This window comes from Kitasatospora sp. NPDC008115 (genome assembly GCF_042957205.1).
Lineage (GTDB): Bacteria > Actinomycetota > Actinomycetes > Streptomycetales > Streptomycetaceae > Kitasatospora.
On record NZ_JBIBHU010000015.1, the window covers coordinates 109,369 to 130,864 of the forward strand.

Sequence of the window (21,496 nt, forward strand, 5' to 3'; positions counted from 1 at the left end):
GATCACCTGTTGACGGCGTCGGTCACCCGGATCCAGTCGTCCAGGTCCGCGGTGCGGGCCTCCAGGGCGGTGCGAATGCCGGTGGCACCGTCAGCGCCGAGGGCCAGGCGCAGCGGCGGGTTGGGGCTGTCGACCGCGGTTCGGATTCCTTCGGCGATCCGGGCGGCGGCGGAGAACGCGGAGGCGGGCAGTTCGCCGATGGCCTTGTGGACGGCGCGGACAGTCTGGTCGTAGTCGTCGAGGCCGGCCGCGACGTCGAGGTTGGACAGGAAGGGGGTGGCGGTCATTCCGGGCTGGACGAGGGTGACCTTGATGCCGAGCGGTGCGACCTCGGCCGCCAGCGCGTCCGACAGCCCCTCGACCGCGTACTTGGTCGCGGCGAGCAGTCCCACGCCGGGGTGGGCGGACTGCCCGTAGACCGAGGAGCCCTGGAGGACGTGTCCGGAGCGCTGGGCGCGGAGCACCGGCAGCGTCGCGCGGAGCACGTTGAGCACTCCGAAGACGTTGGTGTCGAACACGGCGCGGGCCTGCGCGTCGGAGGCCTCCTCGACGGCTCCGAAGAGTCCGTAGCCGGCGTTGTTGGCGACCACGTCGATGCGGCCGAACCGCGCGAGCACGCGCTCCACCGCCTCCCGGACGGCCTGCTCGTCGCGAACGTCCGTGGGCACGAGGAGCAGGCGGCCGCCGTGGGCCTCGGTCAGTTCGTCCAGGGCGGCGGTGTCACGGGCGAGCGCCGCGACGCTCTCTCCGCTCTCCAGTGCCTGGAGGGTCAGTTCGCGGCCGATGCCGGAGGTCGCACCGGTGATGAGCCAGATACGGCTCGATGTCTCGTTCATGTTGCGACCGTATGGCGTTAGCTCATAACGAGTCAAGATCCTTGGTCTTCTGCGTTGCCCGTTAGGCGGCTTAGCGCCTCTTCCCGCTGCTGTAGGGTGGGGTGATGAGCAGCGCCGCGACCGGATCCGCGAAACCCAGGCCTCGCACCGTCCTGCCGACAGTGGAGACCGTGCTCGTGTTCGTGAACACCCGCGCCGACGGAACCGGCCGCCGGGAGCTGTTCGAGGACGGGGCCTCGTTCGCGGCCTGGCTCGCCGAGCACGACGAGTTCGGCGGGCCCGGCGGACCCGGCGGCGAGACCGTGGCGACCGATGCCGACGCCGCCGCCGCACGCGAACTGCGCGACGCCCTGGTGACCCTGCTGCTCGCCCACTCGGGCGACGAGGAGAGCCTCGGCGAGCCCCTCCGGCGCGCCGAGCGACACCTGCGACGCGCGGGCACGCTCTACCCGCTGGCCACGGTGGTCACAGCCGAAGGCGTCCGGCTGGCCTCACCGCAGGCAGGCGTACCACGCGTGTTCGGAACCGTCCTGGCCGCGGTGACGACCTTCGCCCAGACGGCCGACTGGGGCCGCGTCAAGGCCTGCCGCAACCCCCCGTGCCACTTCGGTTTCTTCGACCGCACCCGCAACGGCGCAGGCCTGTACTGCAGCACCACGTGCGGCTCCCAGGTCTCCATGCGCAACTACCGCCGCCGCCAACGCCAGGAGCCCGAGACACCCCCCGAGGCGTAGGGCCCCTCCACGGGCGGCGGCCGCACCGCCCGGCAGCTCGGGTGGTCACCAGGTGACGGGCAGCGCGTGCAGGCCGTAGACCTCGTTGTTAACGCGGTAGGGCACCTCCTCGGCCGGGCCCGCGAGCGCGAGGCCGGGCAGCCGCCGCAGCAGGGCGGGCAGCGCGATCCGCAGTTCGGCGCGGGCCAGCGGTGCGCCGAGGCAGTGGTGCGGACCGTGCCCGAAGGTCACGTGCGACACGGGCTTGCGCTCGATGTCGAGGCGGTCCATCCCGGTGCCGAGCGCCGGGTCGCGGTTGGCCACCGGCAACTGGCAGACGACCTGGTCCCCGGCCTTGACCGGCACGCCGCCGATCTCGGTGTCGCACCGGGCGGTCCTGGCCAGCGCGGTGCTGGACACGGACAGGTACCGCAGCAACTCCTCGACGGCGGTGTCGATCACGGGATCGCCCTCGCCGGCCCCGCGCAGCCGGTCGGCCTGCTCGGGGTGCGACAGCAGGGCGAGCACGCCCAGCCCGATCGTGTTGGACACCGTGACATGGCCGGCCAGCAGCAACAGCTCGCAGACGCCGACCAGTTCGGAGTCCGACACCGCGCCGCCGTGCTCCCGCACGAGCATGCCGATCATCCCCTCGTCCGGGCTGCGCCGCTTCTCCGCCACCAGGGAGGCCATGTACGCGTGCGACTCCCGGCCGGCCGCGAGCCGTTCCTCCATCGGGAGTCCGAGGTCCAGCGTGACCCGCGACCAGCGGTGGAACTCCCCCTGGTCGAGGTCGGGCACGCCGAGCATCGCGCAGATCACCCCGAGCGGCAGCGGCAGCGCGAAGTCGGCCATCAGGTCCGCCTCACGGCCCCGCGCCTCCATGGCGTCGACCAGCTCGCCGGCCAGTGCGCGGATCATCGGCTCCAGTGCGCGGATCCGCCTTCCGGTGAACTCGGGCGTCAGGACGTGGCGCAGCCGCGTGTGCTCCGGCGGGTCCATGTTGAGGAGCTCGTTCGGCAGCACCGGGGCGCGGTCCGGGTCGTACATCGCGAAGGTCTCCTGGTCGGCCAGCACCCGCCGGACGTCCGCGTGCCGGGTGACCAGCCAGAACTCGCCGACCCGGTGCAGCCAGAAGTCCCGGACCCGCCGCACCGGCTCCCCCCGCTGGGCCTCTCCCAGCGCCGCGCCCGGCCCGAGGCCGTCACGGCGGTAGAAGATCGAGACCGGTGACGCTTCCTGCTCGCTCACAGAACCTCCCGAGACCATCCGATACCCACCTCCCGATACCCAGGCGCTCGCTCCGCTGCGCACCTCACCCGCAACCCGGTGCAGCGCGCAGGGGCGCGGAGCCCCCGGGCGCGCGCCCTCCCCCGAGCCGGAGCCGCCCCCTGCGCCCCGGCTGCGCCGGGAGATAGGTTGACCGGTCATGACGGCCTTTCGTATCGGTGTGATGTTCGACCGTTCCTGGGACCCCGCCGGGCTGCCCGCCTTCGCGCGGGAGGCCGAGGCGCTGGGGGCGGACGACCTGTGGGTCGTCGAGGACCTGGGGTGGAACGGCGGGGTCTCGGCGGCGGCGGTCGCGCTCGGGGCGACCGAACGCCTGCGGGTCGGCATCGGAATCGCGCCCGCGCCGCTGCGCAGTCCGGCGCTGCTGGCGATGGAGGTGGCCACCCTGGCCCGGGTCTTCCCCGGCCGGCTGGTGGCCGGGATCGGCCACGGTGTGCGGGAGTGGATGCGTCAGGCCGGCGTGGCCCCGCGGTCGCCGCTGGCGTTGCTGGAGGAGGCCCTCACCGCGGTGCGCGGTCTGCTGCGCGGCGAGCGCGTCACCGTGGACGGGCGCGAACTTCGGCTCGACGGCGTCCGGTTGGTCCACCCGCCGGCGAAGGACGCGGTTCCCCCGGTGATCGCGGGCGTCGTCTCGCCCAAGTCCCTGGAGCTGGCCGGCCGCGCCGCGCAGGGCACGCTGGTGGCCGAAGGCCACGGTCCGCGGGACCTGCTCGCGGTCCGCGCGGCCGCGGAGCGCGGCGGCGCCGGCGCGGACCACACGGTCACCGTCTTCACCTTCCTCGGCGTGGGCGCCGCGGCGGCCCCCGCGCTGCGGGAGGCCGTCGCCGGACACGCGCAGTGGCTGGGGCGCGACGAGGCCGCGACGTTCGCCGCCGGTGGTACGGCGGCCGAGGCGGCGGCGGCGCTGCACGCGCTCGGGGACGCGGGCGCGCACACGGTGGTGCTGCGGATCTGCGGCCCGGAACCCCTCACGCAGCTGCGCGACGTGATGACGGCACTCGGGAGCGACGCGACCGCGCCGCTCGTCCCGCAGAGCTCCGCCGGACGGGCCACCGCCCCGGCCGGCCGCTCCTGACCATGTGGCCGACGCCCACACCGTGACGCCCGAGATAGGTGCCGCCGCCATAGGGAGACGGCCCCTCCGTTCCTAGGGTGTCACGCACGCACTGGACCTCGGCGTGGAGGAGTGAACGCGGCATGTGGGGAAGCGGACGTGGTAGGCGCAGGGGCTTCGGCTGGCTGCTCGCGAGCGTGCTCGCGCTGATCGGCGCGGTCGTCCCGTCGGGGTCCGCCTCGGCGGCGGTGCCGTCCTACCTGACGCTGGAGGCGACCTACGGAAGCGTCGCCAACGGCTGGGACCGCGTCGAGCGCTACCTCGACACCACGACCGGCTTCAAGCAGGAGCAGTACCCGCCGGACGGCCGCGGCAACCAGGACGGCCAGCGGCTCACCTTCTTCGGCGGCGTCAAGCAGCCCTACTCCGGCCGCTTCCTGCTCTACTCCGCCCCGGGCTGGAACACCGGCGCGCACCAGGTCCCGGTGCTGCTGGTGCACGGCGCCAACGACAACCCCGACCGGGCCTGGGCCAACCCCGGTGAGAGCGGCGGCTACGGCTGCGGCTCCCTCTCCTGTCCGAACACCGGTCTGATGCAGTACCTGTCCGGGCGCGGCTACCGGGTCTTCGCGGTCGGCTTCGCGCACAAGCAGGGCGACAACCTGATGCAGGCCCAGGCGGTCGGCGACGCCGTCGCGCTGATCCGCGCCAGGCTCGGCGTCCCCCAGGTGGACGTGGTGGGCTGGAGCAAGGGCGAGATGTCCGCCCGCGCCTACGTCTCCTCGGTCAAGCCCTCCTGGGGCCGGTCCTTCGCGGGCGACGTCCGCAAGCTGATCACCGTCGGCGGCCCGAACGGCGGCTACGACTACCCCTTCGCCCACGGCTGGGCCCACGACTTCTCCATCTGGCCGCAGTGCGGCGGCCAGGTCAACGCCCCCGCGCCGCACCTGCGGATGACCTGCTACGGCACCTACACCGCGCACCCTGAGTTCTCCTTCGCCCCCTCGGGCGGCTACGACGTCTACCCGGGGCAGCGGCAGATGCTGGCCCGCTGGGACTCGGTGTTCGGCATCGACCAGACCCAGCAGGACTGGTACACCACCTACCACGGCGGCCAGGGCTTCTACACCGAGGGCGGCGGCATCCAGGCCGCGATCAACGCCGGCTCGCTGATCGCCCCGCTGCACCAGGCCGGGGTGCCCGCCTCGGTGACGACCTACCTGATGGCGGGCGGCGCGCCCAGCGTCGTCGGCATCTTCAACGAGAACCGCGGCCCCAGCGACGGCGTGGTCTTCGTGGCCAGCGCGCTGGACACCACCGGCATCGCCACCGTCGGCGGCACCGCGCTGATCACCCTCGCCAACCACCTGCAACTCGGCTGGGACGGCGCGGCGAACGCGCAGGTCGCCGGCTGGCTGAACTGAGGAACACGCCCGATGATCACCGATCGACCGATAGCCACCGACCGGCTGACCGTGAACCACGCCGAGATCGAGGGCCGCACGACGGGCGAGCCCGTGGTCCTCGTCCACGGCAACGTCTCCTCCGGCGTCTTCTGGCACCCGACCATGGCCGCCCTGCCCGACCGCTTCCGCCCGCTGGCCCCCGACCTGCGCGGCTTCGGCGGCACCGAGCCGCTGCCGGTGGACGCCACCCGCGGCCTGCGCGACCACAGCGAGGACCTGCTCTGCTACCTCCGGACGCTGGACCTCGGCCCGGTCCACCTGGTCGGCTGGAGCATGGGCGGCGGGGTGGCGCTGCAACTGCTGCGCGACCACCCGGAACTGGTCCGCTCGCTCACCCTGGTCAACCCGGTCTCCCCGTACGGCTTCGGCGGCACCCACGGGGTGGACGGCAGGCTCAACTCGCCCGACGGCGCGGGCTCCGGCGCCGGCGGCGCGGCCCCCGAGTTCGTCCGGCTGCTGGGCGAGGGCGAACCGGGCGCCGGGTCACCGTTCGCGCCGCGCTCGGTGCTGGACACCGCCTACGTCAGCGAGCCGCTGGCCGATCCGGACCGCTACGTGGCCGCCATGCTGACCACCCGGACCGGGGAGGACCACTACCCCGGCGACGTCCGGCCGAGCGACACCTGGCCGGGTTCCGCGCCCGGCGGGCGAGGAGTGCTGAACTCCATGGCGCCGACCCACTTCCGGATCGACGACCTGGAGCTGGTCGAACCGAAGCCGCCGATCCTGTGGATCCGCGGCGCGGCCGACGTCATCGTCTCCGACACCTCGCTCTTCGACCTCGCCCACCTGGGGTCGCTCGGCGCCGTCCCGGGCTGGCCCGGCGCCGGGACCTGCCCGGCGCAGCCGATGGTCGCGCAGACCCGCGCCGTCCTCGACCGCTACGCCGCCGCCGGCGGGCGGGTGCGCGAGGTGGTCGTCGAGGGCGCCGGCCACACCGTGCACCTGGAGCGGCCGAAGGAGTTCCTGGCGGCCCTGCTGGAGACCCTGGACGGGGCCTGACGGCGGGACGGCCTGTGCTGGGCGCCTGACGGCCACCGGTGGCCGTCAGGCGCCCGGCGCTGTCACGGGCTGGCCGGTGCCGCGACGAAGGTGTACGCGCCGAGTTCGAGGAACAGGGCGTCCGCGAGCCCGGGAACGCCGGTGAGCGGGACGGCGAGCCGCCGTTCGCGCTCCCCGGCGCGGGCGGTCACCGGGTTGTAGGCCCGCAGCACGATCCGGGCGTCGCACGGGAGGGGCTGGTCGAACTGGACCACGACCGTGACCGTACCGGAGTAGTTGGCCGGCAGGAGCACCGAGCGGGTGTACCCCTCGTCGGTGCCGGGCGCGTAGATCTGCGCCGTCAGGCTGAACGGCGCCTGCTGGTCGGTGTTGGAGAAGGTCGCGGTGCCGCCGGGCAGGTCGGTGCCGGAGATCCCGAAGACGAACCGCGTCGGGGTGTTGTTCAGGTTGCAGATGGCCAGGTCGGAGAGGACGTACCTGGTCTGCCGGCACGGGATGACGTCGATGTTGCGCCAGCCGACGTTGGGGCTGTACCTCACCCAGTTCAGGTAGTCGACGAGCGAGCCGAACGTCGGCAGCGTGGCGGGCATGGGGTGGGCGGGCGTGTCGACGGTGGCTATCGTGCAGTAGTGGCCCGGCGGGTTGCTGCTCGGCCACACGAAGGCGGACCTGCTGACACAGATCTGCCCGGGAGGGACCTCCCTGCCGCCGCCGCGAACGGTGAACGGCACGCTGGTGCCCCCGCCTTCGGCGGTGAGCGGGGTCCACGCCCGCGGGTCCAGCAGCAGCCCTCCGGGGGCGTAGTAGAGCCTGACGTCACCGGAGGCGGGACAGCCGGTCCTGAGGTTCCTTCCCCGGACGTAGATCCGGTTGAGCCGCCCGTACACGATGGGGTGGCTCAGCCCGAGGTCGGGTCCGCCGTAGCTGGACTCCAGCAGCGCGAAGTCCAGGATGTCGCTGCCGAAGGGGATGATGTCCGGGGACTCCCAGACGGGGTCGGCCGTGGGGGTCCGCCCCACGTCCGGGAAGTTGTCACGGACCAGGATGTCGTTCCAGTCGGCGGCGGCGTTCATGGTTCCTCCCGGCGGTGATCCGTCGTCGGTCGCGGAACTCGGGGCCAAGGGGTGCGCGCGTCGGCGTCAGCACCGACGGGCGGTCGGTCCCGTGGTCGTTCGGGGGCCCGCAGGCTGTGGGTTTGCGGGAAGCGTCCCGATGCAGAAAAATATATCGACCCCGAACCACCGTGCCCAATAGGCCGGAAGAGTGAATGCCGGGCCCGTGGAGTCGGCGAACCGCCGCCGACGGGCCTCCGCGAAGGGGCCCGTCGGCGGCCGGCGTGCCGTCAGAACTCCAGTACCTCACGGTCGAGCGGATACCGGGCGTGGTGCGGGCCCGCGTAGGGCGAGGGCGTGATCGGCAGGACGCCGGTCGGCTGGAGGCCCAGGTTGTCGTCCCAGATCCGGGGTTCGACCTGGCCGAGGACGCGGAACTCGCGGAAGGTGAACGGCTGGCTGTCGGTCGGGAAGAACTCGGGCGTGGTCATCACCTGGAAGTGCAGGTGCGGCGTGGTGGAGTTGCCGCTGTTGCCGATCAGCCCGAGGACCTGCCCGGGCTCGACGCAGTCGCCCTCCCGGACGCTGAGCGAGCCGGGTTGCAGGTGGCCGTAGAGCAGGTAGCGGCCCGGCGCCACCTCCAGGGTGACGTGGTTGCCGACGGTGTCCTCGATCGGCGGGACGGGCGGCGTGAGGGGCGGCGGGTTGTCCGGGACCCCGTCCTGGACCTCCACCACCCTGCCCCCGGCCGCGGCGACGACCGGCTGACGGAAGCTCAGGTAGCTGTCGAGCCGCGCCGGGTCGCCCTCCCAGGTCTGCCCCTGCCCGCCGACCCTGTACCAGTCGATCGCGAAGCGCTGCGGCACGCCGAAGCGGCCGTTGACCGGGGCGAGGCCGCGCCGGTGGTGGGTGTTGCCGCAGCACGACTCGCTGGCGTACCAGGTGCCCGGGGCGACCGGCGGGGCGAGGTTCGGCGGCACGACGCGGCCGACCGGGGTGGTCTGCACCGTCTCCTCGAACGCGGAGGTGCCGGACGGGGTCAGGACGGCACCCGAGAGGTGGTGCTCGACGGCCTCGGGCGCGGGCCGGGCGCCGTCGAGGGTCAGGTCGAGCCAGACGACCCACTGCTGGGAGCCCTGGATGACGGTCGGCACCGGCCCCGGGGGCGCCGGGGTGTACCCGTCCGCACCGGGCAGGGGGTCGCCCACCGGATTGGCGGCGTCGGCCAGCGCCTGGCCGCTCAGCGTGCCGATGACCTGCCCGGTGCGGGCGTCCAGGACGTCGACCCGGTCGAGCCGCACCTGGGTGCCGCTGGACAGTGCGCTCGTGGTGAGCAGTTCGTACGAGAGGTGCGTCCTGCCGTCCGTGGCCTCGAACGGCGTCGGCTCGGTCATCACCGCCGCCGTCAGCGGCGTGAACCGGGTGCCCGGCGCCAGGGCGGCCGCGCCGGTCCCGGATCCGGGGCCCGCCGAGGCCACCAGCAGGCCGGCCGCGAGCACGGCGGCGGCGAGCCCGCGGCGAAGCGGACTGCGGCGAAGCGGGCTGCGGCCGGTGCGGTTGCGAGGGTCGCGCTCAGCCATGGTGCTCTTTCATCCGTCGGGTCCGGGGCCCCGAAGGACGCCGGCACGCCCCGCGCCGAGGCGCAGGCCCATGTAACCCGGCGGCGCGCCGCTTCGGCCGCAGGCCGCCGGACCCGGCTTCCGAACTGCACTCGTCCAGCCGCATCGCCGGCACCCGGCACGCCCCGGCGGGCGTCAGCGCAGCAGGACGGCGAGGAGTTCGGCGAGGGTGGGCCCGGAGTCCGCGGGGTGGCGCAGCTGCTTGCCGTCGATCACGGTGTAGTGGTTGGTGCGGCCGTTGCGCTCGTGGCTGAGGTAGCCGGCCTCTTCGAGGTCGACGATGATCCGCTGGACGGCACGCTCGGTGAGCAGGCAACGGGCGGCGAGGTCGCGCACGCGGATGCCGGGGTCACGGGCGATCTGGACGAGAACGCGGGCGTGGTTGGTCAGAAAGGTCCACTGCCGCGCGGGCGGGCTGCCGTCGTCCATGGCGCAAGGATACGACCGATGATTCACGAAGACCAAAGCACGACAATATTTTCGTGCAATGGTTGACAGGTGATGCCGCCGGGGCGAACAGTGGAGACACCTCGACCCCGCACCGCCCGCGCAGCGTCCGTCGCGCGGAGTGCACTCCGGGAGATGGTCCCGTGACCCAGATGACCCGGCCCGAACTGGAACGGCTCACCGCGTACCTCACCGAGCGCATCGGCGCGCCCTGCGAGAGCGGCGACCACGCCGGCCAGGTGGAGCCGCTGCGCCGCCGGCTGCGGCACTCCGTCACCGGCATCGACGCCTACCTCGCGGCCGTCGAGGAGGACAGCCCCGCCGCCGTCCACCTGCTCCCGGCGGCGCTCGACCTGTGGCGGGGCCTGGAGCGCCTCGCCGAGGCCTGGTCCGACGCCTGATCGCGGGCCCTGTTCGTCACGGCGCCTTCGTCACAGCACTCGTCACAGCGCTCGTCACAGCGCTCGTCACAGCGCGCGCAGCGTGGCCCGCAACGGCTCGGCCGGCTGGAGGAGGATGCCGGGATGCGGGGTGGGCTCGCCGGCGTCGACGTCGAGGTGGAAGCGCTGGGCGAGGGTGGCGATGAGCAGCGTGGCCTCGACGAGGGCGAAGCGGGCGCCGAGGCAGGCGCGCTGGCCGCCGCCGAAGGGGAACCAGGCGTGGTCGGGGACCGCCGTCGGCGCGTCGGGATCCCACCGCTCGGGTCGGAAGGCCTCCGGGTCGGGGAACCAGCGCGGGTCACGGTGGGTGATCCACGGACTGCACCACACGGTCGTCCCGACGGGGACGGGCGCGCCGCCGAGCGTCGCGCCCTCGTGGGCGACGGCGGGTGAGACGGTCCAGGCGGGCGGGTAGAGGCGCAGGGCCTCCTTGACGACCTGGCGGGTCCAGTCGAGCCGCTCGTAGTCGTCGTAGCCGGGCGGACGGCCGCCGAGGACGCGGGCGAGCTCCCCGTGCAGCCGCTCGCGGGCCCGCGGGGAGCGGGAGAGCAGGTACCAGGTCCAGGTGAGCGTGGTGGCCGTGGTCTCGTGGCCGGCGGCCCAGAGCGTCACGGCCTCGTCGCGGACCTCGCGGGGTGTCAGCGGCCGCCCCTTCTCGTCGCGGGCCGCGAGGAGCCGGGCGAGCAGGTCGTCGCCCTGCCCGGGACCGCTGCCGGCGGCCATCCTGTCGCCGATCAGCCGGTTGACCTCCGCGTCGATCGTCGCGACCGCCGCGAGGAGCCGGCGCCGCGCGGGTGTGCGGACCCAGCCGGGCAGGAAGAGGGAGACGCTGCCCAACTCGGCACCGATCTCCCGCTGGGCCACCGCCACGGCGTCCGCGAGCGCCCGGTGCCGGTCGCCGACATCGCCGCCGAAGAGGGTGCGGACGATGATCCGCTGGGTCAGCGCGTTCATCTCGCCCATGACGTCGACGCGCCGCCCGTCGTGCCAGCCGTCGGCGTGCGCGGCGCCGCACTCGACCATCGTCGCCGCGTACCCCCGCACCTGGCGCGGGCGGACCGCCGGCTGGACGAGCGCGCGCTTGCGGCGCCAGTCCTCGCCCCGGCTGAGCAGCACGCTCGCTCCGATCAACCGGCGGAACATCCAGCTGATGTCGATCACCTCGAAGGTCCGCTCGACCGCGCCCAGGAACTCCGCGATGTGCTCGGGCCGGGAGAGCAGCAGGCTGCGCCGCCGCCCGAGCGACCAGGCGGCGATGTCGCCGTGCTCGTCCCGCAACCGGGCGAAGAAGGCCAGCGGGTCCCGGCCGAACGGAACCAGGTGACCGAGCAGGGGAAGCCCCGGCGGCCCGGACGCACGGAGCACCGGCGCGACTTCGGCAGAGACCATGACGGGCATCCTCCTGCGGGTACCGGACGGCGGCGGACAACGATACGGCGGCGCCCCAACGCTACGCACCGCTACTACCAATGGAATTCGCGCACAAACCACTCTTTGGGTGAAACATTTCACCCGACCTGCGGAAGGGCGGTTTCCGGGACGGGTGGCAACGACGGCAACAACGGCGACGACACCGCGCGGTCACCCCGCGTCCCAGCCGCCCGGGGCGCGGACCACCTGCCCCGGCGACGGCTTCGGACCGCGGTCGTCATGCGCTGCGGAGCACTTCCGCATGCGCTGGGGGGACAACGAGCGCCTTGACCGGAACATAGCGTCATCGCCGACGCCGGGCGGCCGCGTTCCGCCGTTTCGGCTTCCCCACCAGAGCGACCCACAGGAGAACCCGTGAACCACGATTCCGATCCGTCCGGAGAGCCGGCCCGCGAGGCCAGGAGGTATTTCGAGCGGGACCTGCGTCCGATGACCCGCATCAACCTCCGTCCGATCGCGTCCCCCATGCCGGTCGGGTTCTTCGCGGTGGCGATCGCCTCGTTCGTCGTCGGAAGCCTCCAGCTGGAACTCCTGGGCGACAACGCTCATCTCGCGGTGGCTCTGACCATCCTCCCGGCGTTCGTTCTGCAGTTGATCGTCAGCATCTTCGCCTTCGGCGCAAGGGACGTGCTCGCCGCGACGCTGATGGCCTGCTTCTCCGGAACGTGGCTGGCGAGCTCCCTGGTCCTCGCCCTCGACCCGCCCTCCGGGACGCGCGTCCTCGGTGTCCTCAACCTCGTGTTCGCCGTCTTCGCCCTCATGATGGCGTCCGTCGCCCATCGCAAGCGGTCGATGTGGCTGGTGCTCTGCGTCGCCGTCCCGCGGTTCACCGTGGCCGCCCTCGCCAACCTCACCGGCGTCACCTGGCTCGGCCACCTGTCCGGAGCGCTCGGCATGCTCCTGGCCGTTGTCGCGCTCTACGCGGCGTTCGCCCTCATGCTGGAGGACATGAGGGGCGAGGAGGTCCTGCCCGTGGGACGCCGTGGCCCCGCCCATGAAGCCGTCGAGGGGAACCTGGCCGTGCAGTTGCGCGACCTGGAGCGTCAGGCGGGCGTACGCCGGACGCTGTGAGCCCACCGTTGTCGAGTAGTGTGCCGAAATGACGAGAAGCGCGCGCATCGCGGACCAACTGGACCGGCACTGGCAGAAGAACCTGCGGCCGCGGCTGGAGGGCCTCGCCGATGAGGAGTACTTCTGGGAGCCGGTGCGCGGCTGCTGGAGCATCCGCCCGCGTGGCACGTCGCCCGCTCCGCTGTCGGCGGGCTCGGGGGCATGGACGATGGACCACGCGTCCGCCGACCCGGTGCCGGCGCCGGTGACCACGATCGCCTGGCGGCTCGCGCACGTCGTCGTCTCCTGTCTGGGCTACCGGGTCGGATGGCACTTCGGCGGCCAGGAGGTCGACTTCCAGGCGTTCGCCTACGCGGGGACCGCCGACGAGGCGCTGAGGCAGCTGGACGAGATGTACGGGAGGTGGAACGAGGGGGTCCGCGGGCTCTCGGACGCCGACCTGGAGAATCCGCCCGCGGCGGGTCCCGAGCGGTTCCCCATGGAGGGCATCGTCCTGCACGTCAACCGGGAGCTGATCCATCACGGCGCCGAGATCTCCCTGCTGCGCGACCTCTACCGGTGGCAGGACGGAGGAGCCGTGCCGGGCCGCGTGTGACCCTCCCCCGCGCACCCCGGGTGCCTGAGGCTCCCAGGGTGCGCGGAGGCTCCGGCCCTGAACGTCGGCGCCTCGACGGGTCAGTGACGCCGGGTCCGGCGCCTGCGGAACTCCACGAGTGCCAGGCCGAGGGCGGTGCACGCGGCGGCGGCGACGGCCAGCGGTACGGCCTGGCCCTGGCCGGTGTCGGCGAGGTGTGAGCCGGGCGCGGCGGGCGACGACGTCGGGGTGGGCGGGGTGCCGGACGGCCTGGGCGGATCCGGCGTCGTCACCGCCACCGGTACCGCCGACGCCGGCGGGGCCGGGGTCGGGGTCGGGGTCGGGGTCGGCGTCACCGAAGGTGTCGGCGTGGGGGTCGATGTGGGGGTGGGCGTGGGGGCGGGCAGTAGCCGGTTGACCGCGGTGGTGGAGACTCCGGCGTCGAGGTTCTCGTCGTCCAGCACCAGCGGGCCGGACACCGGGTTGTCCGGAGCCGCGTATCCCTTGGGCGGGCTGACCTCCTGCCAGTAGTACGCTCCCGGTTCGGTCGTCGCCGCGCAGGCCCCGTCGACCCCGGTCGTACAGGGCTCGCCGACCCGGGTGTCGGGCTTCGTCCCGGACACCTGCAGCCCGGCGGTGCCGTTGGTCTCCCTCCACAGCGCGAACTCCGCCCCCGCCAGCGGCTTTCCGTCCTGGTCGTGCTTGACCAGGCGTACCGCGCCCTCCTGCCGCCGGAAGCCGAGGTCGACGGTGTGGTCGTTCTGCCCCGGTCCGCCGGTGGTCAGCGTCCGTTCCGGGTAGCGGGCGCCCGCCGGGACGACGCCCTTGGAGTCCACGAAGCGGTTGTCACCGACGCCCGCCTCGGTCGGCACCCACCGGTACAGCGGCCCGCCCGGCGCGTAGTCCGCCGGGTTGTCCATCCTGATCGTGTACGTGGTCCTCGGCTTCAGACCACCGGGCACGTTCGAGTCGTCGAAGTAGTACTCGCCGCGCGGTGTCGTCCTCGTCGACGCGACCAGCCTGCCGGACTCGTCGTAGAGGTTGACGGTGGCGCCGGGTACCGGATTCTGACCCGGGCTCTGGACGCCCTTGCGTTCGGCGTCGTACCAGACCCGGTTGCCGATCTGCAGCGGCGCCTGGTCGCAGAGCACCTCCAGGTCGCCCATCGCGGCACCCTTGCCGAAGGCTGGCCGGTCGTTCGGGTCGTTCATGCCCAGGCCGGACCCGACCGCCCTGGTACCGTCACGGTTGGTGAACATCGTGCCGACGGTCCACCAGACGTCGGTGGGGTCCACGGCCGAGATCGCGATGGAGTCCTCCGCCTTCGACAGCGCCATCCCGGCGTAGGCCGCGTTCGGGTGGTTGCCCTGGAAGGTGCCCACGCTGAAGAACCTGGTCCCCCGCGGCTTCATCCCGCAGCCGGTGTTCACGTCCATCACGTAGACGCCGCCGGACAGGCACGCCTTGTTCAGGTCGCCGCCGGACGCGAAGTTGTGGTACGTCGTGGGGTCCCCGGTCCGCTGGAACGCCGTCGCCTTGTCGGTGTGCCGGTCGCGGAACGCCAGCAGCATGGACCCATCGGTCTCGAAGGCGACCTCGGCCAGCTCGGGCTCGGGGTTGGCGTAGAACCCGGTGCCGGTGCACGCCTTGCCGTTCTGCTCGGCGGGGATGGTGTCCGTCCACGGGAACCAGCCGGCCCCTGGGCAGAGGCCGTTGGCCGTCTTGCTGCGCGGGTAGTCCAGCGGCTGGTCCAGCACCGCCCTGCCGAAGGCGCCCGTGGCCGGGTCGAAGGGCAGGACGACCGCGCGCAGGTCCGAGACCTTCCCGGTCGACTCCCCGGAACAGACGCCGCCGAGGTAGCCGACCCCGTCCTGCATGCCCAGCCCGAACGGACGCCAGTCCGCCGGGGAGGGGCAGCCCGGGTCCGGAATCGGGTAGGAGGCCTCCGGCGCCGCCGCGGTCGCCCCGGTGGCGTCGTAGCGGTACAGCCTGCGGTTGTTGAGGTTGACGACGAACAGGTCCCGGCCGTCCTCGGAGAGCCTCAGGGCGCCCAGGCTCTCCTTGCCCGGCGCGAAGAGGAAGGCGTCGTCGGCGGCGCCGACACCGTGCACCGACGCCCCGGCGTCCGGGACGGTGGTGAACAGCGAGGTCGACTTCCCCGCCACGTCGGTGACGTAGACCGCGCCGGCGCCGCCGGGCCCGTACGTCGTGTCCCGCTTGGCCAGCGCCGAACTGAACAGCCGCTTCCCCGGCTTGCTCCAGCCGACGCCGTAGACGGTGCCGGTCTCGGCGTTCGTGGCCAGGTCGGTGGTGTCCGTGTCGGTGCCGCGCGCGCTGTAGGGGAACGTCACCAGCGTGCGCGGTTTCCGCGGCTCGTTCGTCGCGGGCTCGCAGGCCGTGACCAGCGGAGCGTTCTTCTGGCAGTAGTCGGCGGGATTCCACAGGCCCGTCGTGTACGCCACGTTCTTTCCGCCGGCGAGGTCGACGAACTCCTCGTTGCTGCTCAGCCGGTTCGGTGCGCCCTCCAGGCCCTGCCGCGACGCGATCGCCGGGAACAGCACACCCGGCTTCGGGTTCACCACCTGCACCCGGTACCGGCCGCTCGCGGAGCGGGCCTTGCCCGGCGCCAGGGTGACCGTACCGTCGAGGGCCGTCACCCCGGTGGTCCCGGTGCCCTCGTCACTGGTGAGCGTCACCGTGACCCCGCCGATGCCCGGCTCCAGGACCGGACTCCACACCCCGGTGGCACCGACCGCCCGGACCACCCGGACCGTCACCGAGCCCTCCTCCGCCTGCGGATACGCCGCCGGAGCCGCCAGCGCCGAGCAACCACCGATCCCCACGGCGAGCACCACGGCCCGGCCCACGGAGCGGCGGCCGGGCAAGCCCGACCGCCGCCGACCCGGCCCACGTGCGGCGCCGGTCATCTCTTCACTTGTAGGTGTCATTCCCGCTCTCATCGTTCAGGCGGTGATCCGCCCTGTGAACGGAAGCTTAAGGGAGACTCAACAAGACCGTTGTCACATGACCTGATTGACGTCGTATCACCTCATTTCGCCACCCGGCACCGGGGTCGGCACCCTGAGCTCGCCGGGCGTGTCCACGCGGGGCGCGGTCGCGGCCTGTCGGGCCGGGAGCATCCGGGCCGTGAGGGCGTAGCCGACGCCGCAGGCGACCGCCACCAGGGGGGTCGGCAGCACGGTGTCGGGCAGGGCGAAGAAGGCGAGGGCGCCGAGCGCCGTCCAGGCAAGGGCGAGGATGTTCACGCCGCCGGTGTAGCGGTAGGGGCCGTGGGGGTCGAAGAGGGCCGGTACGTCGATGCGGCCCCGCTTGATGACGAGGTAGTCGGCCATGATCACGCCGACGAGGGGGGCGAAGACGTTGCCCATCGCCGACATGGAGCCGTTGAACCCGTCGATGAGCGCGGGGAAGGCGGCCAGTGCCGTGCCCGCCGCGGCGACCACCATGGTCGACCAGAAGCGCCCCAGCCGGGTGGCCAGGTTCGCCAGCGCCAGGCCGCCCGTGTAGACGTTCAGGACGTTGACCGTCCAGTTGTCCAGGAGCAGCACGATCAGGACGAGTATCAGCGTGAACGAGCCGACGCCGAGGCCGGGGATCACCTCGAAGGCGTTCGCCGTCTCCCCGAGGGTCGCGGCGGCGGCGTAGGCGCCGAAGAAGGCGGATCCGGCCGTTCCGATCAGCGCGGCGGCCATGGTGCCGACCCACATGTCCTTGCGGGACCTGGAGTAGCGGCAGTAGTCGGCCGCGTCCGTCACCTGGCTGAACCACGCCGCCGCGACGGCGTTCACCCAGACCGCGAACACCGCCCACTTCCAGCCGGCCGAGCCGGAGTAGGCGAACACCTCGCTCGGCGCGAAGCCCGGCGCCTGGTGGTTGGCGAGCAGCCAGAAGAGGTACCCGAGGATCACCAGCTTGACCGGGAAGGCCACCTTCGACAGCCACTTGAGGGATCCGTACCCGGAGAGGGCGACGGATGCCTGGAGCACCGCGAAGACGAGGCTGACGGCGATGAGCGGCGGCTTCACCCCGAGCCACGCGTCGAGTACGGCCAGGATGCCCATGGCGCCGGCCAGGGTCTGGAAGGCGAACCAGAAGGCCGAGCTGACGGCGCGCAGCACGGAGACCAGCCAGCGGGAGGCCGCGATCCCGAGGAACGCCCGCGTCGAGACGATCCCGGGCAGGCCGTAGTCGACGCCGACGGTGGCCATGACGGTGTAGGCGCAGAAGGCGATGAAGATGCCCAGCACCTGGGCGGTGACGGCGGCCCAGAAGGAGAGCCCCGAGACCACCGCGAGTCCGCCGATGAGGATCAGGCCGGGGTTGAGCATCACGTTGATGATGATCTGGAACAGGTCGAACCAGCGCACGGTCCGCTGTTCGTCCGGTACGGGTTCGATGCCGTGCCGCTCCACCCCCTTCGGCTGGCGGTAGGCCTCGGGTGAGCCGTCTTCGGGGCTTTGTGTACCGGGAACGTCAGTGCGCATGAGCGGGCCTCTGGTCTGGGCGTGGGGAGGGGACGGCGAAGCGCCCGGGGGACGGCACTTCGCCTTGTGGGGGTTCACCTCGGCGCCCCGGACCGGGTCCGGGGCGCACGACCGGGGCGCCTCGCGCGGGCGGGGACCCGTGCGAGGAGGAGACCTGTCCGGGTCAGGACACGGGGGAGGCGGTGCCGCACCAGCGGGTGGCGAGGACGGCGTAGGTGCGGGCCGCGAGCCAGACCTCGTCGAGGTCGACGTACTCGTCGTTGCCGTGGGCGACGCGCAGGTCGCCGGGGCCGAAGACGACGGACGGGACACCGGTGCGGGTGAACACGGTCGCGTCGCAGACGCCGTAGAGCCCGGTGTAGGAGGGCTGGTCGGAGAAGGCGGTGCCCTGGGCCGCGGTCCGGTACGCGCCGGCGACGGACTGGCTGATGCTGTCGTCGGGCGAGGTGACGAACGGGTCCCAGTTGAGCTTCCACTCGCATATCGGGCGGTGGTCGCGCAGCCACGGATCGGCGTCCGCCGCGCGGTCGATGACGGCCTGGATCTCGGCCATCACGTCCTCGGGCGAGCGCTCGGGGTGGTACATGACCCCGTACTCGATGGTGGCCGTGTCGGACAGGGCGAACGGGACGGTCAGGTCACCGGGGCCGCCGCGCATGGCGCCGGGCAGCAGGGAGAAGTGGCCGTTGTACCAGAGGTCGTGCCGCTGGGTGCGGGCCCATTCGTCCTCCAGCGCGCGCAGCGCCCGGTAGACGAGGAAGACCTTGTCGATGGCGTTCACACCGATCAGGTCGCCGGAGTGGGTGGGGTGGATGGTGGCGCCGCGCATGGAGCCGTGCACCTTCTTGCCCTCGACCGTGACGGAGAACCACAGCAGTCCGGGGCTGGCGACCACGATCGACAGCGGCGTGGGCGGCGCGCTCGGCTCCGAGACGACCGCGGCGTCCGCGACGTACCCGCGCTCGACCACCGCGCCCGTCCCGCAGGCGTGGTCGCCGGTCTCCTCGCCGACCACGCACTGCAGTTGCAGTTCCCCGCCGAGCTCGATCCCGGCCTCGCGCAGGGCGATCGCGGCATAGGCCTGGGCGACGAGCCCGGACTTCTGGTCGGTGGTCCCGCGGCCGTACATCCGGGAACCGATCACCTCGCCGGAGAACGGCGGGGCCTTGGCCCATCCGGCCGGGTCGCCGCCGGGGACGACGTCCACGTGGCCGTTGAAGATCAGCGAGTTCCCCCCGCCCTTGCCGCCGATCCGGCCGACGGCGTTGTCGCGTCCCTCCTCCACGGCGAAGACGTCCACGGACGCCCCGGCGCGGCGGTAGAGGTCGGTGAGCAGCGCGGTCGCCTCACCTTCCCTGCCGACATGGTCCTTGTACTCGATTCCCGGATACTTCGGGCTCACGGACGGGATCCTGACGAGTTCTTGCAGGCTCGCCGTCATCTCGTCGCGCAGTCCGTCGACGACGGACATCAGGCGGTTCAAGCGGGCGGTTTCTTCGGGGGAGCTCATGACGCCTCCAGTGGCGCGCTCGGGAGATGCGGCGCCCGCGACCGTCTCGGTGCCGGGCCTCGCCGCTTGGCCAGAATGAAACAGGCGATAGGTTTCACGTGTCAATAGCCGATTCCGAAACAGATGTTACATTCGCGATCATCGGAGACCCGGCGACACACGCCCCCGCCTGCCCCCTTGAATGAAATGGGCGTTTCATGTTAGGTGTCAGACATGCCGCATGAATCCACAATTTCGACCGCCGGCGCGTCGGCCCCGTCGCCGACGGCGCGCGAGCACATCGAGCAGACGGAGCGCTTCGCCGCGCACAACTACCACCCCCTGCCCGTCGTCCTGGCCTCCGGGGACGGCGCCTGGGTGACCGACGTGGACGGGAACCGCTACCTCGACTGCCTGGCGGGCTACTCCGCCCTGAACTTCGGTCACCGCCCGGAGCGGCTGCTGCGGCGCGCCCACGAGCAGCTCGACCGGCTGGCCCTCACCAGCCGCGCCTTCTACAACGACCAGCTCGGCCCGTTCGCCGAGGCCCTCGCCCGGCTCACCGGCAAGGAACGCGTCCTGCCGATGAACAGCGGCGCCGAGGCGGTGGAGACGGCCGTCAAGGTGAGCCGCAAGTGGGGATACCTCGTGAAGGGCGTGGAGGCGGACCGGGCCACCGTCATCACGATGAGCGGCAACTTCCACGGGCGGACGACCACGGTCGTCAGCTTCTCCGACGACCCGGTCGCCACCGACCACTACGGCCCGTTCACGCCCGGCTTCGTGCGGGTGCCGTACGGCGACGTCCGGGCGGTCGCCGACGCGATCGACGACACGGTGGTCGCGGTCCTCTTCGAGCCCGTGCAGGGCGAGGGCGGCGTGGTCGTCCCACCGCCCGGGTTCCTGCGGGACCTGCGCGAACTCTGCACCCGGCGCAACGTGCTGATGGTGGCCGACGAGATCCAGTCCGGCCTGGCCCGCACCGGCCGCACCTTCGCCTGCGACCACGAGGACGTCGTGCCGGACGTCTACGTCCTCGGCAAGGCCCTGGGCGGCGGCCTCTACCCGGTGTCCGCCGTGGCCGCCGACGACGACGTGCTCGGCGTCATCACCCCAGGCACCCACGGCTCGACGTTCGGCGGCAACCCCCTGGCGGCCGCGATCGGCCACGAGGTGGCCGCGATGCTGGCCACCGGCGAGTACCAGGAGCGCGCCCGGGTCCTGGGCGAGCGGCTGGAGTCCCGCCTGCGGAAGTTGGTCGGCGCCGGCCTGCTGGCCGTACGCGTCCGGGGGCTGTGGGCCGGGGTCGACATCGACCCCCACCTGATGACCGGCCGCGAGGCGTGCGAGGGCCTCATGCGGCGCGGCGTCCTGGCCAAGGACACCCACGGATCGACCGTGCGGTTCGCCCCTCCGCTGGTGGCCACCGAGGAGGAGATCGACCTGCTCGTGGACGCCCTGGCCGGCGTCCTTGAGGAGGCGCGGAGCTGACGGCGCGTCGACGGGCGGCGCCACGGGAGCCGCCCGTGGCGCCGCTCCGTTCCCGGCGCGGCCGGATGTAACGAGTCGGATGTAACGAACGTTTCAGAGCGCCCTTCCTTGGTATTCTTGAAAGATGGAGACGATACCGGGGGGTCACGCGTCGGTGCGGAAGCTGCTGCTCTCCGCCATGGACGGACTCAGCAACGGCGAACGCAAGGTCGCCCGCGCGGTGCTGGCCCAGTACCCCACGGCCGGCCTCACCACCGTCGCGGACCTGGCCGCCGTCGCCGGCGTGAGTTCGGCGACGGTGGTCCGCTTCGTCACCCGGCTCGGCTTCGCCGGGTTCCCGGCCTTCCAGCGCGCCCTGGTCCACGAGTTGAACGGGGAGCTGGGCTCCCCGTTGAAGCAGTACGCCGAGAAGGCGTCGGTCTCCGCGAAGGGCGTGCTGCCGGAGACGCAGCGGGCCTTCGCACAACTGCTGGAGGCCACCTACGCGGAGCTGCCGGAGTCGGAGTTCGCCACCCTGGTCAAGCTGCTCGGCGACCCGGCCCGGAGCGTACGCGTCACCGGGGGCCGGTTCAGCCGGCTGCTCGCCGAGTACCTGGTCATCCACCTGTGGCAGTTGCGCGAGGACGTCGACGTGATCGGCCAGGAGGAGATGGAGCGCCGCAGGGCGCTCGCCGACGCCGACGCCAACACGGTCCTCCTCGTCCTCGACTACCGCCGCTACAGCGAGTCCAGCCTGCGTTTCAGCGAGGGGATGGCCGCCCGGGGCGCCACCGTGTGCCTGATGACGGACAACTGGCTCTCCCCCATCGCCAAGCTGGCCAAGGTCGTCCTCCCGGCACGGGTGGAGTCCGCCTCGCCGTTCGACTCCCTGGTGGCGGCGATGGCGCTGAGCGAGAGCCTGGTGGCGGCGGTGACGGACGCCATGGGCGCGGCGGGCCGGGAGCGCATGGAACGGTTCGAGACGGCGTCCGAGCACGCCTGAACGGCCCGGGGGCCGGGCTGCCCGCAGCAGCGGT

Annotated in this window: 18 protein-coding genes; 9 read left to right on the top strand and 9 right to left on the bottom strand. The window is 72.5% G+C overall.

What is annotated here, in order from left to right; translation table 11 throughout:
* Positions 1–2: 2 nt before the first annotated feature.
* Entirely contained in the window at positions 3–836 is an 834-nt protein-coding gene (locus ACFZBX_RS20255; RefSeq protein WP_391535126.1) for an SDR family NAD(P)-dependent oxidoreductase, read from the bottom strand.
* Between the two features lie 170 nt (positions 837–1,006).
* Between ACFZBX_RS20255 and ACFZBX_RS20260 the strand changes: the two genes are divergently transcribed.
* Positions 1,007–1,570 carry a CGNR zinc finger domain-containing protein gene (locus ACFZBX_RS20260; RefSeq protein ID WP_391535127.1) on the top strand — a complete coding sequence of 188 codons (564 nt, stop codon included), beginning with the start codon at positions 1,007–1,009 and terminating at the stop codon, positions 1,568–1,570.
* 45 nt (positions 1,571–1,615) lie between these two features.
* On the opposite strand, the gene ACFZBX_RS20265 is transcribed toward ACFZBX_RS20260, so the two are convergent.
* Complete coding sequence (locus ACFZBX_RS20265; RefSeq protein WP_391535128.1) at positions 1,616–2,800, bottom strand: cytochrome P450; 1,185 nt, start codon at positions 2,798–2,800, stop codon at positions 1,616–1,618.
* Positions 2,801–2,978: 178 nt separating this feature from the next.
* Between ACFZBX_RS20265 and ACFZBX_RS20270 the strand changes: the two genes are divergently transcribed.
* The 3 genes from ACFZBX_RS20270 (at position 2,979) to ACFZBX_RS20280 (ending at position 6,361) form a co-directional block, all read left to right on the top strand.
* On the top strand, positions 2,979–3,914 hold the full coding sequence (locus tag ACFZBX_RS20270; protein WP_391535129.1) for an LLM class flavin-dependent oxidoreductase: 936 nt from the start codon (positions 2,979–2,981) through the stop codon (positions 3,912–3,914).
* Between the two features lie 122 nt (positions 3,915–4,036).
* Complete coding sequence (locus tag ACFZBX_RS20275; RefSeq protein WP_391535130.1) at positions 4,037–5,317, top strand: esterase/lipase family protein; 1,281 nt, start codon at positions 4,037–4,039, stop codon at positions 5,315–5,317.
* Positions 5,318–5,329: 12 nt separating this feature from the next.
* Positions 5,330–6,361, top strand: coding sequence for an alpha/beta fold hydrolase (locus ACFZBX_RS20280; protein ID WP_391535131.1), 1,032 nt, complete (start codon positions 5,330–5,332; stop codon positions 6,359–6,361).
* A gap of 62 nt (positions 6,362–6,423) precedes the next feature.
* Here the strand turns inward: ACFZBX_RS20280 and ACFZBX_RS20285 are convergent, their stop codons facing one another.
* The 3 genes from ACFZBX_RS20285 to ACFZBX_RS20295 all read right to left on the bottom strand — a co-directional run bounded on the left by ACFZBX_RS20285 (position 6,424) and on the right by ACFZBX_RS20295 (position 9,461).
* Positions 6,424–7,434: a hypothetical protein gene (locus tag ACFZBX_RS20285; RefSeq protein WP_391535132.1), complete on the bottom strand. Its 1,011-nt coding sequence runs from the start codon at positions 7,432–7,434 to the stop codon at positions 6,424–6,426.
* Between the two features lie 269 nt (positions 7,435–7,703).
* Positions 7,704–8,993 (bottom strand): M23 family metallopeptidase, encoded by a 1,290-nt coding sequence (locus ACFZBX_RS20290; protein WP_391535133.1) that lies wholly within the window; start codon positions 8,991–8,993, stop codon positions 7,704–7,706.
* Between the two features lie 174 nt (positions 8,994–9,167).
* Complete coding sequence (locus ACFZBX_RS20295; protein WP_391535134.1) at positions 9,168–9,461, bottom strand: helix-turn-helix transcriptional regulator; 294 nt, start codon at positions 9,459–9,461, stop codon at positions 9,168–9,170.
* A 161-nt stretch (positions 9,462–9,622) separates the two neighbouring features.
* Between ACFZBX_RS20295 and ACFZBX_RS20300 the strand changes: the two genes are divergently transcribed.
* Entirely contained in the window at positions 9,623–9,880 is a 258-nt protein-coding gene (locus ACFZBX_RS20300) for a hypothetical protein (protein WP_391535135.1), read from the top strand.
* A 66-nt stretch (positions 9,881–9,946) separates the two neighbouring features.
* Here the strand turns inward: ACFZBX_RS20300 and ACFZBX_RS20305 are convergent, their stop codons facing one another.
* Positions 9,947–11,317, bottom strand: coding sequence for a cytochrome P450 (locus ACFZBX_RS20305; protein ID WP_391535136.1), 1,371 nt, complete (start codon positions 11,315–11,317; stop codon positions 9,947–9,949).
* A 387-nt stretch (positions 11,318–11,704) separates the two neighbouring features.
* On the opposite strand from ACFZBX_RS20305, the gene ACFZBX_RS20310 reads away from it, so the two are divergent.
* Positions 11,705–12,421 (top strand): acetate uptake transporter family protein, encoded by a 717-nt coding sequence (locus ACFZBX_RS20310; protein WP_391535137.1) that lies wholly within the window; start codon positions 11,705–11,707, stop codon positions 12,419–12,421.
* Between the two features lie 28 nt (positions 12,422–12,449).
* Positions 12,450–13,016 (top strand): DinB family protein, encoded by a 567-nt coding sequence (locus ACFZBX_RS20315; RefSeq protein WP_391535138.1) that lies wholly within the window; start codon positions 12,450–12,452, stop codon positions 13,014–13,016.
* A gap of 80 nt (positions 13,017–13,096) precedes the next feature.
* Here the strand turns inward: ACFZBX_RS20315 and ACFZBX_RS20320 are convergent, their stop codons facing one another.
* From ACFZBX_RS20320 to ACFZBX_RS20330, 3 genes are all read right to left on the bottom strand, one after another.
* Complete coding sequence (locus ACFZBX_RS20320) at positions 13,097–15,838, bottom strand: SdrD B-like domain-containing protein (protein WP_391535139.1); 2,742 nt, start codon at positions 15,836–15,838, stop codon at positions 13,097–13,099.
* Between the two features lie 201 nt (positions 15,839–16,039).
* Entirely contained in the window at positions 16,040–17,500 is a 1,461-nt protein-coding gene (locus ACFZBX_RS20325; RefSeq protein ID WP_391535140.1) for a purine-cytosine permease family protein, read from the bottom strand.
* Between the two features lie 163 nt (positions 17,501–17,663).
* Complete coding sequence (locus ACFZBX_RS20330; RefSeq protein ID WP_391535141.1) at positions 17,664–19,010, bottom strand: M20 family metallopeptidase; 1,347 nt, start codon at positions 19,008–19,010, stop codon at positions 17,664–17,666.
* 213 nt (positions 19,011–19,223) lie between these two features.
* On the opposite strand from ACFZBX_RS20330, the gene rocD reads away from it, so the two are divergent.
* Both rocD and ACFZBX_RS20340 read left to right on the top strand, forming a co-directional pair.
* Positions 19,224–20,480, top strand: coding sequence for an ornithine--oxo-acid transaminase (gene rocD / locus ACFZBX_RS20335; protein WP_391535142.1), 1,257 nt, complete (start codon positions 19,224–19,226; stop codon positions 20,478–20,480).
* A gap of 124 nt (positions 20,481–20,604) precedes the next feature.
* Positions 20,605–21,462, top strand: a complete 858-nt coding sequence (locus ACFZBX_RS20340) for a MurR/RpiR family transcriptional regulator (RefSeq protein ID WP_391535143.1) — start codon at positions 20,605–20,607, stop codon at positions 21,460–21,462.
* The last annotated feature ends 34 nt before the right edge of the window (positions 21,463–21,496 follow it).

Bases quoted from the DNA above. Each gene is read 5' to 3' on its own strand.
- ACFZBX_RS20315 (WP_391535138.1), top strand. From the start codon at position 12,450: ATGACGAGAAGCGCGCGCATCGCGGACCAACTGGACCGGCACTGGCAG.
- ACFZBX_RS20325 (WP_391535140.1), bottom strand. From the start codon at position 17,500: ATGCGCACTGACGTTCCCGGTACACAAAGCCCCGAAGACGGCTCACCC.
- ACFZBX_RS20285 (WP_391535132.1), bottom strand. From the start codon at position 7,434: ATGAACGCCGCCGCCGACTGGAACGACATCCTGGTCCGTGACAACTTC.
- rocD (WP_391535142.1), top strand. From the start codon at position 19,224: ATGCCGCATGAATCCACAATTTCGACCGCCGGCGCGTCGGCCCCGTCG.
- ACFZBX_RS20290 (WP_391535133.1), bottom strand. From the start codon at position 8,993: ATGGCTGAGCGCGACCCTCGCAACCGCACCGGCCGCAGCCCGCTTCGC.
- ACFZBX_RS20340 (WP_391535143.1), top strand. From the start codon at position 20,605: ATGGAGACGATACCGGGGGGTCACGCGTCGGTGCGGAAGCTGCTGCTC.
- ACFZBX_RS20280 (WP_391535131.1), top strand. From the start codon at position 5,330: ATGATCACCGATCGACCGATAGCCACCGACCGGCTGACCGTGAACCAC.
- ACFZBX_RS20275 (WP_391535130.1), top strand. From the start codon at position 4,037: ATGTGGGGAAGCGGACGTGGTAGGCGCAGGGGCTTCGGCTGGCTGCTC.
- ACFZBX_RS20330 (WP_391535141.1), bottom strand. From the start codon at position 19,010: ATGAGCTCCCCCGAAGAAACCGCCCGCTTGAACCGCCTGATGTCCGTC.
- ACFZBX_RS20270 (WP_391535129.1), top strand. From the start codon at position 2,979: ATGACGGCCTTTCGTATCGGTGTGATGTTCGACCGTTCCTGGGACCCC.
- ACFZBX_RS20255 (WP_391535126.1), bottom strand. From the start codon at position 836: ATGAACGAGACATCGAGCCGTATCTGGCTCATCACCGGTGCGACCTCC.
- ACFZBX_RS20305 (WP_391535136.1), bottom strand. From the start codon at position 11,317: ATGCCCGTCATGGTCTCTGCCGAAGTCGCGCCGGTGCTCCGTGCGTCC.
- ACFZBX_RS20295 (WP_391535134.1), bottom strand. From the start codon at position 9,461: ATGGACGACGGCAGCCCGCCCGCGCGGCAGTGGACCTTTCTGACCAAC.